The 15,425-nt window shown below is 34.7% G+C and carries 14 protein-coding genes; 10 read left to right on the plus strand and 4 right to left on the minus strand.

The window, feature by feature from the left end:
• Nucleotides 1-63 precede the first annotated feature (63 nt).
• The gene (locus ACNQGH_RS12910; RefSeq protein ID WP_417956424.1) at nt 64-849 is read right to left on the minus strand and encodes a TrmH family RNA methyltransferase; all 786 of its coding nucleotides are present in this window, start codon (nt 847-849) and stop codon (nt 64-66) included.
• A gap of 210 nt (nt 850-1,059) precedes the next feature.
• Between ACNQGH_RS12910 and ACNQGH_RS12915 the strand changes: the two genes are divergently transcribed.
• The 5 genes from ACNQGH_RS12915 to ACNQGH_RS12935 are packed head-to-tail and all read left to right on the plus strand — an operon-like array spanning nt 1,060 to nt 6,031.
• Nucleotides 1,060-1,662: a trimeric intracellular cation channel family protein gene (locus ACNQGH_RS12915; protein ID WP_417956425.1), complete on the plus strand. Its 603-nt coding sequence runs from the start codon at nt 1,060-1,062 to the stop codon at nt 1,660-1,662.
• Between the two features lie 32 nt (nt 1,663-1,694).
• A complete protein-coding gene (locus ACNQGH_RS12920) occupies nt 1,695-2,699 on the plus strand; it encodes a GNAT family N-acetyltransferase (RefSeq protein WP_417956426.1) in 1,005 nt (334 codons plus the stop codon).
• A complete protein-coding gene (locus tag ACNQGH_RS12925; protein WP_417956427.1) occupies nt 2,696-3,793 on the plus strand; it encodes a DegT/DnrJ/EryC1/StrS family aminotransferase in 1,098 nt (365 codons plus the stop codon). Before ACNQGH_RS12920 ends, ACNQGH_RS12925 begins: the two co-directional genes overlap by 4 nt.
• 2 nt (nt 3,794-3,795) lie before the next feature.
• Nucleotides 3,796-5,283, plus strand: coding sequence for an oligosaccharide flippase family protein (locus ACNQGH_RS12930; RefSeq protein WP_417956428.1), 1,488 nt, complete (start codon nt 3,796-3,798; stop codon nt 5,281-5,283).
• On the plus strand, nt 5,276-6,031 hold the full coding sequence (locus ACNQGH_RS12935) for an acyltransferase (RefSeq protein ID WP_417956429.1): 756 nt from the start codon (nt 5,276-5,278) through the stop codon (nt 6,029-6,031). The genes ACNQGH_RS12930 and ACNQGH_RS12935 overlap by 8 nt, the downstream gene beginning before the upstream one ends.
• Before the next feature lies 1 nt (nt 6,032).
• Here the strand turns inward: ACNQGH_RS12935 and ACNQGH_RS12940 are convergent, their stop codons facing one another.
• On the minus strand, nt 6,033-6,932 hold the full coding sequence (locus ACNQGH_RS12940; RefSeq protein WP_417956430.1) for a glycosyltransferase: 900 nt from the start codon (nt 6,930-6,932) through the stop codon (nt 6,033-6,035).
• A 46-nt stretch (nt 6,933-6,978) separates the two neighbouring features.
• On the opposite strand from ACNQGH_RS12940, the gene ACNQGH_RS12945 reads away from it, so the two are divergent.
• From ACNQGH_RS12945 to ACNQGH_RS12955, 3 genes are read left to right on the plus strand one after another with little or no spacing between them, the layout of a single operon-like run.
• Nucleotides 6,979-8,082 (plus strand): glycosyltransferase, encoded by a 1,104-nt coding sequence (locus tag ACNQGH_RS12945; RefSeq protein ID WP_417956431.1) that lies wholly within the window; start codon nt 6,979-6,981, stop codon nt 8,080-8,082.
• A gap of 4 nt (nt 8,083-8,086) precedes the next feature.
• Nucleotides 8,087-8,494 (plus strand): sugar 3,4-ketoisomerase, encoded by a 408-nt coding sequence (locus tag ACNQGH_RS12950; RefSeq protein WP_417956432.1) that lies wholly within the window; start codon nt 8,087-8,089, stop codon nt 8,492-8,494.
• The gene (locus ACNQGH_RS12955; RefSeq protein WP_417956433.1) at nt 8,491-9,591 is read left to right on the plus strand and encodes a glycosyltransferase family 4 protein; all 1,101 of its coding nucleotides are present in this window, start codon (nt 8,491-8,493) and stop codon (nt 9,589-9,591) included. Before ACNQGH_RS12950 ends, ACNQGH_RS12955 begins: the two co-directional genes overlap by 4 nt.
• 10 nt (nt 9,592-9,601) lie before the next feature.
• On the opposite strand, the gene ACNQGH_RS12960 is transcribed toward ACNQGH_RS12955, so the two are convergent.
• Together ACNQGH_RS12960 and ACNQGH_RS12965 are read right to left on the minus strand one after the other, a co-directional pair.
• Nucleotides 9,602-10,489, minus strand: coding sequence for a glycosyltransferase family 2 protein (locus ACNQGH_RS12960; protein WP_417956434.1), 888 nt, complete (start codon nt 10,487-10,489; stop codon nt 9,602-9,604).
• Entirely contained in the window at nt 10,489-11,175 is a 687-nt protein-coding gene (locus ACNQGH_RS12965; RefSeq protein WP_417956435.1) for a cell division ATP-binding protein FtsE, read from the minus strand. Before ACNQGH_RS12965 ends, ACNQGH_RS12960 begins: the two co-directional genes overlap by 1 nt.
• Nucleotides 11,176-11,431: 256 nt before the next feature.
• Between ACNQGH_RS12965 and ACNQGH_RS12970 the strand changes: the two genes are divergently transcribed.
• Together ACNQGH_RS12970 and ACNQGH_RS12975 are read left to right on the plus strand one after the other, a co-directional pair.
• Complete coding sequence (locus ACNQGH_RS12970) at nt 11,432-14,446, plus strand: tetratricopeptide repeat protein (protein WP_417956436.1); 3,015 nt, start codon at nt 11,432-11,434, stop codon at nt 14,444-14,446.
• A gap of 59 nt (nt 14,447-14,505) precedes the next feature.
• Complete coding sequence (locus tag ACNQGH_RS12975) at nt 14,506-15,369, plus strand: PhzF family phenazine biosynthesis protein (RefSeq protein ID WP_417956437.1); 864 nt, start codon at nt 14,506-14,508, stop codon at nt 15,367-15,369.
• The last annotated feature ends 56 nt before the right edge of the window (nt 15,370-15,425 follow it).

Genomic DNA, 15,425 nt, shown 5'->3' on the forward strand with positions numbered 1-15,425 from the left:
TTAAAGGGAAGGAAACTCGGATTCGGTTTTAATTTAGTCTTTGTTCAATCCATAATTTTAAATCTAAAACCCTCTTTGTCTTTTGGCTTCAAAAATTAAAATCGCTGCCGCAACCGAAACATTCATGGAGTCGATTTCGCCTTGCATTGGGATGATAATGTTTTGGGTAGCTTCTTTTCGCCATTCTTCTGTCAATCCGGTTGCTTCCGTACCCACTACCAAAGCGGTGGGTGTCGTATAGTCTTGGGTATGATAGGAGGTGGAATTCTGCAAAGTCGCACAATAAATATTGATTTTTCTTTCTTTCAGAAAAGCAATAATTTCCGATGTTGTCCCGGTAGCAATTTGATTGGTAAACAGACAACCCACGCTGGAACGCACAATATTGGGATTGTATAAATCACTTTTTGGATTGGCAATAATCACAGCGTCCAGATTGGCAGCATCGGCAGTGCGCAATAAAGCGCCAATATTCCCGGGTTTTTCGGGAGCTTCAGCAACCAATATTAATGGGTTTTCAGATAATTTCAAATCGGATAATTGCAACGATTTGGTTTTGGCTACAGCCAAAACACCTTCGGTCGTGTCCCGATACGCCAGTTTTTGATAGACTTCTTTATTGATTGCTATCAGTTCCGCATTTTTGGATAATTGTCTGGCCTCGGTTTCTGAACAAATTTCAGGTAAAAACAATAGTGTTTCCATTTCATACCCCCCTTTTAGGGCAATTGAAATTTCACGCTTCCCTTCAATTAAAAATGTTCCGGATTGTTTGCGTGCTTTGGCTTTTTCCTGCAATTGCACTAAGGATCTAATATATGGATTTTGTATCGAAGAGATTTGTTTCAAGAGTGACAACTGTTAATTAAATAGGGCACAAAGATACACAGAGAAAATTCAGTTTTCTATTTTTGGATTCGAATATTTATCCGGCTGGAATTACAGTGATGAATTGTAGGTATTGCAAGCGGGTTTGTAGTGTATTTTCTTTAATTTTGTCTGAAATATAAGAAATAGAACAATTCTGTTTTTCGTCCATTTTTTAAATCCAAAAACATAATGTTTCATTTATTAGACATCATCGGTACGATGGCCTTTGCCATGTCAGGCGCATTGACCGCAATGAATAAAAAGCTGGATCCTTTTGGCGTTTTCATCATTGCTTTCGTAACCGCTGTGGGTGGAGGGACCCTGCGCGATATTATGATTGGTACAACGCCGGTCGGATGGATGCTGGACCTGAAGTATGTTTATGTAATAATTATGGGCTTTGTTTTAGCCATTATTTTCAGAAAAAAATTCGACCGGTTGCGCACTTCTTTGTTTTTATTCGACACGATTGGATTAGGGGTTTTTACATTAATTGGTCTTGAAAAAGGAATAAATATTGGACTTCATCCGGTTATATGTATTGCTTTAGGAACAATGACTGCTTGTTTTGGCGGCGTAATCCGCGATATTTTATGCACTGAAATCCCTGTTATTTTCAGAAAAGAAATTTATGCTACAATTTGTATTTTGGGAGGTGTTGTATTTTTTCTTCTTCGAAAATTGAATTTAGATAATGATGTTTTATACCTGGTAACTTCTTTAGTTATCATTTCAGTTCGCTTAATGGCCGTGAAATATAAATGGTATTTGCCAACTTTAGAACATAAATAAAAAATGCTTAATTTCACGAAGTCAAAAACCAAATGGTGAAAAATTATTCTGTAAAACAATACCAAGAAAGTGATTATGAAAATTGGAATACCTTTATTGGTCAAGCCAAAAATGCTACCTTCTTATTTCATCGCGGTTTTATGGAATATCATAAAAATCGATTTCAGGACAATTCCCTGATTGTTTTATACAAGGATAAATGGATTGGTGTAGTTCCCGCGAATAAAGTGGGGAATGAAATTTTTTCGCATCAGGGATTGACTTATGGTGGATTAGTCTATAATGAAAAGTCTAAATTGACTACTGTAATTGCCGCTTTTAGGGCTGTTTTGTTGTTTTTGGAAGCTAATGGAATAACGAAATTACATCTAAAAACGGTTCCGTCTATTTATCACATGAAACCAGCTGAGGAAATTCAGTATGCTTTGTTTTTGGCGGAAGCCCAATTGGTCCGAAGAGATAGTTTGTCAGTGATTGATTTATCTCAAAAATATAATTTTTCAAAAATTAGAAAAAGAGGCATTCAAAAAGGAATAGTAAATGGATTAGTAATCAAAGAAGAAGCTGATTTTGAATCCTTTTGGGACAAAATATTAATTCTGAATCTGGACGAAAGGCATAGCGTAAAACCAGTGCACTCTTTAGAAGAAATAAAGTTATTAAAAAATCTTTTTCCTAATAATATCAGGCAGTTTAATGTCTATCATAAGGATGAAATCGTTGCGGGCACAACTGTTTTTGAAAGCAAAACCGTAGCACATTGTCAATACATTTCTAAATATGAAAGTGATGAAAATCTGGGGAGTCTGGACTTTTTGTATCATTTTTTAATTACAAAAGTATTTGCCAATAAACGTTTTTTTGATTTTGGAATTTCAAATGAATCGCAGGGAAAAAAACTGAATGATGGCTTGTCGTGCTGGAAAGAAAGTTTTGGGGCCAGTACGGTAGTGCACGACTTTTACGAAGTGGAAACAGCTAACTATGCTAAACTAAATTCCTTTTTTACCAAATCAAAAAATATACTTACCAAATGATTCCATTTCTTGATTTAAAAAAGATAAATGAGCCTTATGAAACTGCTTTTCAAGAAAAATTGAAAGCAGTTTTATCTGCTGGCTGGTATATTTTAGGGAATGAAGTCAACGCGTTCGAAACTGATTTTGCCAGGTATTGCACTGCCCAACATTGCATTGGGACAGGAAATGGTTTTGACGCTTTAGTGCTGATTTTTAAAGCCCACATTCAATTGGGAAAATTACAAAAAGGGGATGAGGTTATTGTTCCTGCAAATACTTATATTGCCAGTATTCTGGCTGTTTTACAAGCGGATCTGATTCCCGTTTTAGTTGAGCCAAAGTTGGAAACCTACAATATCAATCCAGATTTAATTTCAGAAAAGATCACGGCAAAGACCAAAGCAATTTTAGCGGTGCACCTTTATGGACAATTGGCCGATATGGACGCTATAAATAAAATTGCCGCTGCCAATGATCTGGTTGTAATTGAAGATGCGGCTCAGGCTCATGGCGCAGTCGAAAATCAGAAATCAGCAATTAAGAATAAATCAAGCATAGCTTATAGTTTTTATCCCGGAAAAAATTTGGGTTCATTGGGCGATGGGGGAGCAGTCACCACAAATGATTCCGAATTGGCCAAAACGATTCAATCGTTACGGAATTATGGTTCGGAAACAAAGTACTACCATGATCATGCCGGCATAAATTCACGATTAGATGAATTGCAAGCTGCTTTCCTGAATGTAAAATTGCCGAATTTGGATCAGGAAAATGAAAAGCGAAGAACCATCGCTAAACGCTATTTGTCTGAAATTAAAAACGATAAAATAATGCTGCCCTTTTGGGATTTGTCTGCGAATCATGTTTTTCATTTGTTTGTTATTCGAACCCAAAACAGAGCTGCTTTACAGCACTATTTATATGAAAATGGCATTCAAACGCTGATACATTATCCTATTCCGCCGCACAATCAAAAGGCGTTGTCATTCTGGAACCATTTATCATTTCCAATTACCCAAAAAATTCATGATGAAGTATTGAGTTTGCCTATAAGCCCGGTTTTGACAATGGATGAAGTCAGTTTTATTGTTGCCATTTTAAACAAATATTAAAAGTGTCCGATAGTAAAACGTCATACCATCAAATTATTAAAACCACCTCGCTTTTTGGTGGCGTACAGTTTTTTACTATTATTATTGCCATAGTCCGCACAAAATTGATCGCCATTTTCATTGGTCCGGCAGGAATGGGAATCGTTACTTTATTGAATTCAGGTATAAATGTTATAGGTGGTATTACGGGTTTGGGTATAGAAACAAGCGGTGTAAAACATATTTCAAACACTTTTAAGAATGAAGATTCGGACCGCATCGCTACTATTGCTGCAATAGTAAAAAGGCTGGCATTACTAACAGGGATTTTAGGCTGTTTTGTTGCTATTTTTCTTTCAGGCTGGTTGAGCCAGTTAACTTTCGGGAATTCAAATCACACATTTTCATTCATTTTTATTTCGATTACGTTGCTGTTTAGGCAATTGATGATAGGAGAATTGGTTGTTTTGCAGGGTTTAAGGAGAATGAGACTTTTGGCAAAAGCCAATTTTTATGGAAATTTATTTGGATTGTTATGCTCCGTTCCGTTGTATTATTATTACCGGATTGACGCTATTGCCCCCACAATTATTGTTGCTTCACTTTCCTCATTATTGTTTTCTTTTTTTTATTCGAAAAAGATAAAATTGAATAAAATTGGAATTACCAATGCGCAATTGACTACTGAAGGAAAAAGTATAATTAAACTGGGAATTCTTTTGACATTAAGTGGTTTGCTTACGTTGCTTTCAACCTATTTAATCCAAATCTATGTCGCAAAACAAGGCGGTTTGGTACAGGTGGGATTTTACAACGCAGGTTTTACCTTATTGAATTCTTATGTTGGTATAATTTTTACCGCAATGAGTACCGATTATTTTCCAAGATTGGCTGCAATAAGTGATGAAAAGGAAAAAGTCAGAACAAGTGTAGTGCAACAATCTTTTATTTCGATATTGATTATAACACCTATAATTATCCTGTTTTTAACGCTAATTCCACTGATTGTAAAAATCATTTATACGCCCACGTTCATTTCAATTATTCCCATGGTCTGTTTTGGGATATTGGCCATGTTGTTTAGAGCAGTTTCATGGTCGATGGGTTATATTTTGATAGCCAAAGGAGATGCTAAAATATTTATGAAAACGGCCTTTGGTTTTAATCTTATTTCGTTATTTTTAAATATCTTAGGCTATCACTTTTATGGGTTAGAAGGGCTAGGAATTAGTTTTTTTGTCTTTTATCTGATTCATTTTTTTGGATTAAAAATCATTACTAAAAAAAGATATGATTTTTATTTTGATGCCGATTTTTATCAGATTTATGCCGTTTGCTTTTTGATGTGTATCGTTACTTTTTTATTTCGATACATTCCGGATCCGATTGTAAAATATGGTTTAATGTCACTAATGGTCCTGCTTTCATTCGTTTTTGTTTTGTTTCAAATGAATAAAAAAATGGAGTTGAAAGGTTTGTTTAATACTATAATTAAAAAAAAGAATGATTGAATTTTTAAAAAATAATTATAGAAAAGCAAGATCAGGTTATGAAAAATTTCAATTTTTTTATGCCGTAAACTGGACTAAAACACTTTATTTTAATTTCAAAAAATTTCCGTTCCGTACCGCCACAAAGCTGCCTGTCTTTTTTTATGGGAAGGTAAAATTTAGCTCAATAACCGGTGAAATAGCAATTGAGGGAAAAATAAAAAAAGGAATGATTGGTTTTGGGCAGCCTTATGAAATGAATACGCTCCACAAGGGAATTGCCGAAATTAATATTTTGGGAAAAGTAGTATTCAAAGGTCATGTGCAATTTGGCAAGGACTATTTTATCTACATTGGGGAGAATGGGTATACTGAATTTGGTCATATGTCCGCTCTGGGATCTTATGTGAAATTAGTTTGTATTGAAAATATTGCTTTGGGTAGTTATGCTCGTTTTGGTCCTGAATGCCAGATCACGGATACTAATTTTCATCAAATGATGAACACAGTTACAAAAGAAAAGTACAAAATGACGGCTCCAATTGTAATTGGGAGTTATAATTATATAGGAAACAGGGTTACTGTCATGCAAAATACCAAAACACCGGATTATTGTACCGTTGCCTCCAATAGTTTGTGCAATACCGATTATACGGCATTGGGTTCGAATATTTTGATAGGTGGCATTCCTGCAAAATTCATAAGAGATTCCATTTCTCGGGATTGGGAAGCAGAAAAAGATTTGTTGGATGATTATTTAATAGTGTAGTTCACGAAGTCAGTAAATGAATTCTTAATTTAATTTCCAGAAAAACATACTTCCATAGTAATGTCATATACGCTGTTTTAAAGGACAAAATCATCTCAAAATGAATTCGTTTTAACAGGGCTTTATTTTCTTGTTTCGTTTTATTGAGTCCAATTGCTTTTTTTATTATTAAATAGGTGGAATGATTTATTTTTTTTGCTTTAGCATCATTTTTTCTGAAAAAATCAGTTCCTAAAGAATTGGTAACCATTCTTTTCTGGATTAGGATTTCGTCTATAAAATCAAAATCATAAACTCGCGAAGCGCGTATCCAAAAATCCAAATCCTCGTAGGCCAGCGTTTCATCGTAACCATTTAAATAATCAAAAACAGTTTTCCTGACCATCATCGAAACCGAACAAATACTGTCTCCACCAGAAAGAACAGCATGGTAAATAGCGCCTGTTGTTCTTTTTTCAATTGTTTTTTTTGAACTATTTACAGGGAAGTAATACGATTCAAAGGTGCCGTTTTCGGCAATTAATTCGACATTTCCATATACAACTCCAAGGTTTTTACAGGTTGTATTTCTGAAAGCATTTATTTGTAAAGTAACGCAATTGGGTACTAAAACATCGTCTGCAGCCAAATCGATGAGGTATTCCCCGTTGGCTTTTTTCAGTGCTTTGTTAAACGATTTTGTATTTCCTAAGTTGGTTTCGTTTGCAATAAATAAAATTTCGGGATAGTTGACAAGCCATTTTTCAATTACTGATTTAGAATTGTCAGTACTGCAATCGTCAACAATAATAAGCTCTATATACGGGTAATTTTGATGCAGTGCAGAAAACAAACTCTTCAAGACGAATTCTTCCTGATTGTAACACAAGCAAATAATGGTAACCAATGGGCTGACTTGCATATTTTTTTAAAAGAGTTATATTTGATACGAAAATAACAAATCGATAATGATTTTGCCTAACAAAAAAATTAAAATTGCTTTAATTGGTTATCGATTAAGTCATGGTGGAGCCGAAAAGGTTATGGCCATCCTGTCTCAATTTTTTGAAAAACAAGGAATAGAAATTCACAATATTATTGTTCTCGACAATGTTTCCTATTCCTATTCGGGAAAGTTAGTCAATTTGGGTAAGCTGAAAAATGCTTCCAATGGCCTCTTTAATAAATGGAATCGCCTGATGTTCCTTAAAAAATATCTCGATGAAAATAATTTTGATTATATTATTGACTTCCGATTTAGAATAAAACCGATTCAGGAATTAATAATATCAAAATGGCTCTATAAAAGTAAATCCATTTTTATGGTTCACAGTTATTTAATCGATCATTATATGTCCAATTGGTCTTTTCTTAGCCGTTTGACGTATGGAGATTGCTATAAAATCGTAAGTATCACCGATGAATCCAAGGCTTTAATAGAAAGAAAACACCAGCTTAAAAACGTTATTAGGATTTATAATCCAATAGCTATTGACAGTATTGTAGCAATGAGTACGGAATTAAATGAACTTTCATTTGCTTATATTATGGGAATGGGACAAATGGAAACGAACATCAAACAATTCGATAAATTGATAGCAGCGTATGCGGAATCTATTTTGCCAAAAAACGACATACATTTAGTTTTGCTGGGTGAAGGGGAAAGAAAAGGTATGCTTCAAAAGTTAGCCAGGGAGAGAAATATTGAAGAAAAAGTACATTTTTTAGGCTATCAAAATAACCCTTTTAAGTATTTAAAAAAAGCGAATTTTTTCGTTTTGAGTAGTTTGAATGAAGGCTTGCCCAATGTTATTTTAGAATCATTGGCTTGTGGAACTCCAGTTGTTGCGTTTGATTGTTTGTCGGGACCAAAGGAAATGATTCAGCATAGAGAAAACGGATTGCTTGTCGAAAATCAAAATATTGAAAAACTTACTGCAGCAATGAATTTATTCGTGGAAGACAAGAATTTATATCGATATTGCAAACAAAACACCTGGCAAAGTGTGCAGTCTTTTTCAATTTCAACTATTGGAAAACAATGGTTAGACGTAATGGAAATTAGTTTATAACAGCATGATGACAACAATAAAAGACATACAATTACTTAAAATCCCGGTTGTAGAAGATACCCGTGGGAATCTGGCATCTATCCAAAATGATGTTTTGCCATTTGAATTTAAGCGGGTCTATTATCTTTTTGACGTGCCCAGCAATTCCTTTCGGGGAAGTCATGCTCATATTAACCAAAGTGAAGTTCTGATTGCTTTGAGTGGAAGTTTCGAAGTGGTTTTAAATGATGGATCCGAAAAAAAATCTTTTTTTTTGAATAAACCCAATATTGGATTGCATATCCCAACAGGAATGTGGCGCGAGTTGGAAAATTTTTCATCTGGGGCCGTTTGTTTAGTTTTTGCATCTGATATTTATAATGAACACGACTATATCAGGGATTTTGATGAATTTTTGATGTCCAAAAAATGAAACTGCTGTACATTGTTCCCAACATCAATAACGAAGGAGGTGTCGCCAGAGTGCTTTCGATCAAAGCCAATTATCTTGTTGAAAAACTAGGTTATGAGGTTCATATCCTGACGCAAAATGAAGGTTTTTCTCCACTGTTTTATCACTTCAATGTCAATGTTGTTTTTCATGATGTGCTGCTGAAAGGCAATTTTTTTCAGTTTTTTAATGCTTTTGTAAAGGGCTTGAAACGCAACGTTCAGGCCATTCAACCCGATGTTATTATTGTTTGTGATAATGGTTTAAAAGCCTATTGCATCCCTTTTATTTTAAAAAATAAAATTCCTCTGGTATTAGAAATGCACAGTTCCAGGTTTATAGAGGAAAGAGCAATACGAAAAAATAGTCGCACCAAACTGGCATTCAATTGTATTGCTGTTTTAAAAAGAAACGGAATAAAGAAGTACGATCGATTTATTGTTGAAACGACCGAAAGTGTTTCAGAATGGAACATAAAAAATACCATTGTAATTCCGAATCCTTTATGGTTTACTACAGAACAATTCAATGATTTAGAAAGTAAAAAAGTGATTGCTGTAGGACGGCATACGTATGAAAAAGGATTTGACAGCATGTTGAAAATCTGGAAGAGAGTAGTTGCAAAACACCCGGATTGGCTATTGGAAGTTTATGGAAAATCAAATAAAATTAGTGATTTAAATGCATTGGCTGAAAACCTGGATGTTTCGAAAAATGTTGTTTTTTATGAACCGGTTCACCGTATTAACGAAAAATATTTAGAAGCTTCTTTTTATTTAATGACTTCTCGATTTGAAGGTTTTGGCATGGTACTGATTGAAGCTATGGCTTCGGGATTGCCTTGTATTGCCTATGATTGCCCGTGTGGACCTCGAGCAATAATTTCTCATAACGAAGATGGTTTTTTGATCGAAAATGGAGAAGAATCTGATTATGTCAAAGCAATTGAAACTTTAATTGAAAATGCGGCATTAAGAAGGGAAATGGGGAAAAAGGCAAAATTATCCAGCGAAAAATACGAAATCAACGCAATTATGCAAACTTGGAATCAATTATTTGTAGGAGTCAAAAAGAGTTGAAATCATCTTGCTATTTTGAGTTTAATGCAGACAGGTACCCGATTCTAAACAGATTAAAAATGAATAAATTTGGATTGTTCCCTGTCAAATTTTTAGCAAGTGATTTTTCAAAAAGTGCATAAATTTTTGAAATAATAAAAGTTGATTTTGTTCTTTTTAAAAAATGATACAGTTGCATCAATCGTATAAATTCAACCGCTATTTTTTCTTCATTATAAAGCGTAATCAAATTTTCCAGCGATTCTTTGGTTTTGTTCAAATAGATTAAATTGGAGTCAATTGCTCCATGCTCAACCGGGTTTTCTATATGGTTTACTTTGGATTGTAATACACTCAATTGATAGGAAAGCTGGGTGTCGTCATGTCCGTATTTTTTTATGTTTTTGTCAAATTTTACTTTGTCAAAACATTCTTTTTTAATCACGGTATTGTTGAAAAGTAACGATTGGTATGGTTTTTTATTTCTGTTTTCTACAGATTTATCCTCAACGAATCTTCCATATTTCCACCGCAGTTTTTGATTATCGGAAGGGTATTTTTCAGGATGCAAACGGCCCCCGTAAATCACCTCAAAATCCGCAAAATTATCGATGTAGTTCTGTATGTAATCAGCACGAATGATTATGGAGTCGCCATCAATAAAGAGTAAATAATCAAATGTTGCTTTTTCAGCAAGGGAATTTCTGTTTTCGCGATGTGCGACGTTTTCTTTTAATAAAACAAAACTACAATTCGATAACGCATTTACAGTTTCGTTAAGCACGTTCCAACGCGATTGCGAGGCATCATCCTGGCATAAAATCTCAAAATTTATTCCGCTCTCCGTACATTGTTTATGCAGCTCTAAAACGAGAGGATAAACATTGTAATTATATATTGGAATAAGAATGGAAAGCATTATGCCGTGCGCTGCTGAACTACTTCGAAAATTCTGGCATCTTCACATTTCAGTGTTTTAGATGGGAATTTCATCAGCAAAGCATAATCGTGAGTAGCCATAATAATGGTTTTTCCGTTGGCATTGATGTTTTTTAGTACTTCCAAAACTTCAGCACTGGTTTGTGGATCAAGGTTTCCTGTTGGTTCATCAGCAAGGATTAATTCAGGATCGTTAAGTAAGGCTCGGGCAATGGCCACACGTTGTTGTTCGCCACCGGAAAGTTGATGCGGCATTTTATTGCCAAATTCTTTCATCCCCACTTTATCTAAAACTTCGTCAATTTTTCGTTGCATTTCTTCATTGTCAATCCAGCCTGTGGCTTTTAGAACAAATAACATATTGTCTTTTACCGTTCTGTCAGGCAGTAATTTGAAGTCCTGAAAAACGATTCCGATCTTTCTTCTTAAAAAGGGAATGTCATCTTCTTTCAAAGTTGCTAAATCAAAATCTACGATATGCCCTTCTCCTTCCCTCAAAGGTAAATCACCGTATAACGTTTTCATTAAACTACTTTTTCCGGAACCTGTTTTTCCAATGATGTAAAGGAATTCACCATGTTTTACATCCAAGTTTACGTGGGATAAAATAGATTTATCTTCTTGATAAATGTTTACATTTTTTAAAGACAGTACGGATTGTGACATAATTTGCATTTGTTTATGGGGTAAAAGTAAGAAGATAACGGTTCTATTCAAAATAAATTCTATGCTATTAATAGAATTCCAATAATTATAAATAATATAGGAAAATATATCGTTTACAGCGAAGCATAGGGAAGGAGCGTATTCCAATGAAAGTTAAATTTTACAATGTTTAAAAAAATGTTGATAATAAAAACGAAGTGCGATTCGTTATAGAGTTCAGAATATGATACATTTGAATTATTAAAATAAAATCACAATGCGTAAAATTTCTTGGCTCTTCTTCCTGGCTCTTTTCATTATAACTGCTACTATTTCGGCACAAAAATCAACGATTTACACTAACGATTCAAAAGATTTTAATAAGGCGGTCGCTTTGTTTAAAGATGCGCAATATGCATCGGCACAAATTATTTTTAATAAAGTTAAAGAAACTGCGACTACTGAAGAACTGAAATCGGATTGTGCGTACTATGCCGCTAATTGTGCCATTCGCACCAATCAAGCCAATGCTGATGAATTAATGGAACGATTTGTCTCGGACTATCCGACAAGTGTAAAACAGAATCAGGCGTACATTGAAGTGGCTCATTATCACTTCAGTCAGGGAAATTATCCGCAAGCATTACAATGGTTTGATAAGGTGGATGAAAGCCAATTGAGTGCCGGCGATCGAGATAAATTCAACTTCCAGAAAGGCTATAGTTTTTTTAATGCCAAAAATAAAAAAGAAGCGACAGTCTATCTGAACAAAGTGGTGAACTCAGCGGAATATGGTTCGCAAGCTAAATATTATTTAGGATTCATGGCTTACGAAGGCGACGATTATAAGCAAGCGACAAAGTATTTTGACGAAGTTTCGGGAGAAGAAAAATACAAAGAAAAGCTTTCGTATTACCAGGCTGATATGAACTTTAAGTTGGGAAATTTTCAAAAAGCAATTGATTTGGGAGAAAAAGCCATGGTCAAATCGAATCCGGCTGAAAAATCAGAATTGAATAAAATCATTGGCGAAAGCTATTTTAATTTAAAAAAATACGATACTGCAATCCCTTATCTGGTTGCCTATAAAGGGAAAAAAGGAAAGTGGAATAATACTGATTTTTACCAATTGGGATACGCGTATTACAAACAAAAAAATTACGAAAATGCAATCTCTCAGTTTAATAAAATTATAGGAGGGAAAGATTTTGTAGCGCAGAATGCGTATTATCATTTGGGAGAAAGTTACCTCAATACCGATAAAAAACAACAGGCTTTAAATGCTTTTAAAAATGCTTCTGAAATGCAGTTTGATGCTGCGATTCAGGAAGATGCCAGTTTAAATTATGCGAAATTGAGTTACGAATTAGGGAATTCCTATCAAAGTGTACCATCGGTTTTGCAAGCTTTCTTAAATAAATATCCTGACAATGCCAGCCGTCCGGAGGTGGAAAGATTGTTGATTGATTCTTATATTTCTTCTAAAAACTACAAAGAGGCCTTAGTTCTATTGGAAAAAAATAAAGCGCCTGAAAACAAATTAGCTTACCAAAAAGTGCTTTTTTACAGCGGCTTGGAATTGTACACCGACGGGAACTATTCAGAAGCATTGAAAATGTTTTCACGAGCTGCTAACGAACAAAAAGATGCCGTTTTTACGGCAAGAGCCACTTTCTGGAAAGGGGAAACGGAATATGTTTTAGATGATTTCAAAAGTGCCCTGTTGAGTTTTAAACAATTTATAGGCTTGTCCCAAGCCGCAAGTACACCGGAATACAAAAATAGTAATTACAATATTGCTTACACCTATTTCAAATTGAAAGAGTACGATCAGGCAGGTAATTATTTTCAAAGCCAGATAGAAAAAGCAAAAGAGGACAAAGTGCGTTTGAACGATTCGTATTTGCGTTTAGCCGATTGTCGTTTTGTTACTTCAAAATACGGACCGGCTATGGATGCCTATGTTAAAGTAATTGAATCCAAAAGTGTAGATGCTGATTATGCCTATTTCCAAAAAGCAATTTGCTATGGATTTATTGCTAAGAATGATAAGAAAATAGAAGAATTAAACGCTTTTTTACAATTGTATCCAAAATCAGAATACAGAGATGACGCTCTTTTTGAACTTGGGAATACGTATGTAGCTGAGAATAAAACGGATCTTGCCGTAAAAACATATGATCGACTTAATACGGAATTCAAAAGAGGTTCTTTTACTTCCAGAGCAATTTTGCGTCAAGGTCTAGTGTATTACAATTCAGATAAAGACGAACAGGCATTGGCGAAATTTAAAAAAGTAGCTGCTGATTTTCCTAAAAGTCCTGAGGCATTAGAGGCAGTTGCCACCGCTCGATTGATTTATGTTGATAGTGGAAGAGTGGATGAATATGCAAATTGGGTGCGTACTTTGGATTTCGTGGCCGTTACAGATGCAGAACTTGATAATGATACGTATGAAGCTGCTGAAAAGCAATTTCAACAAAATAATACCAAACAGGCTATCAGTGGATTTAGTGGTTATGTTGCAAAATTCCCAAGAGGAATACATGCTTTGCAGGCTAATTATTACTTAGCGCAATCCTATTTTTCTGAAGGATCAGAAAGTAAGGCCATTCCCAATTATGAATTTGTAATTGCACAATCCAGTAGCGAATATACAGAACAATCTTTAGCGCGACTGGCTCAGATTTTTCTTAAAAATAAAAACTATGATAAAGCAATACCGGTCTTATCTCGTTTAGAAACAGAAGCAGATAATTCTCAGAATAAAACATTTGCCCAATCCAATTTGATGAAATGTTATTATGAAAAGAAGGATTATCAAAATTCGGTTATTTATGCGGAGAAGGTTTTAATGAATTCTAAAACAGATGACAATGTGAAGAGCGATGCGCAAATTATAATTGCACGTGCAGCAATGCAAACGGGTGATGAATCAAAAGCGAGAACTGCCTATGCAAAACTAACGTCGATTGCCAAAGGAGAATTAGCTGCCGAAGCCTTGTATTATGATGCTTATTTTAAAAATAAAGATGGAAAGTTTGAAGTGTCAAATGTTGCTGTTCAAAAATTAGCAAAGAATTATTCCAGCTATAAGTATTTTGGAGCGAAAGGATTGGTCCTGATGGCAAAAAACTTTTACGGATTGAAAGACAGTTATCAGGCAACCTATATTTTGGAAAATGTAATTCAGAATTTCACTGATTTTCCAGATGTTGTTTCAGAAGCAAAAACAGAATTGGACGCTATTAAAACGGAAGAATCTAAAACAAATTCATCGGTAATAAAGTAACGGATTCAGAGATTGGAATTAAAATGACCGAAAAAATTGAAAGCCAAAAAATAAACGGAATGAATAGATCTTTTTACATCGTTGATGTTTTTGCCGAGAAAAAATATGCAGGCAACCAACTGGCCGTTTTCTTAGGGGCTGATGTCTTAAGTGCCGAAGAGATGCAAAAAATTGCCCGTGAAATCAACTTTGCGGAAAGCACCTTTATTACTAAAGTTGAACCGGAAAACAGTCGCGCAGCAATTAGAATTTTTACGCCTGAACACGAAATGAAATTTGCTGGACATCCTATTATAGGAACTTCGTGGGTTTTAATGAATAAAATATTTGAAAATCAGCCAGAGAAGATTAGGTTGTCGGTTCCAATTGGCGAAATTCCAGTGCATCAGTCGGGTGATTTGGTTTGGTTGCAGGCCGCTCAGCCAGAGTTTTTGGATGCTTTTTCAGCCGAAGATTTTTTATCCTTCAGTAATTTAAGCCGTGCTGATTTTGATGGTGAATTTCCTATTCAGGAAGTTTCAACAGGGAGCGCTTTTGTTATTGTTGCGCTCAAAAATAAAAAAGCATTAGCCCATTTAATGCTTGATAAGGTTAAAACGAATGAATGGCTGCACGCGCATTGTAAAACAAATCATAGGGCCTTGTATTTTTATTGTTTAGAAGGAACAGAGCTCAGCAGCAGAATGTTGTATGTTGAAGACAATCAGCTTAAAGAAGATGCTGCCACTGGAAGCGCCAGTACTTGTTTACAGGCTTTTCTTTTAAAATATCATGCTCCTGAAATTCAAATTATCAATCATCAGGGAGATTTTATTAATAGATCTTCTCAAATTTATTTCGACGGAAAATTAACTGAAAATCATTTTGATATAAAAATTGGTGGCAAAACGCAATTCATCGCAAAAGGGGAATGGGAAGTTTAATTAAAAGAATAGCGTTAAAAATAAGAAATATAATAAGAATATAAAGAAATAAAAAA

Origin of the sequence: Flavobacterium kochi, from assembly GCF_048286715.1 — a bacterium.
In the GTDB taxonomy this organism is placed as follows: Bacteria; Bacteroidota; Bacteroidia; order Flavobacteriales; family Flavobacteriaceae; genus Flavobacterium.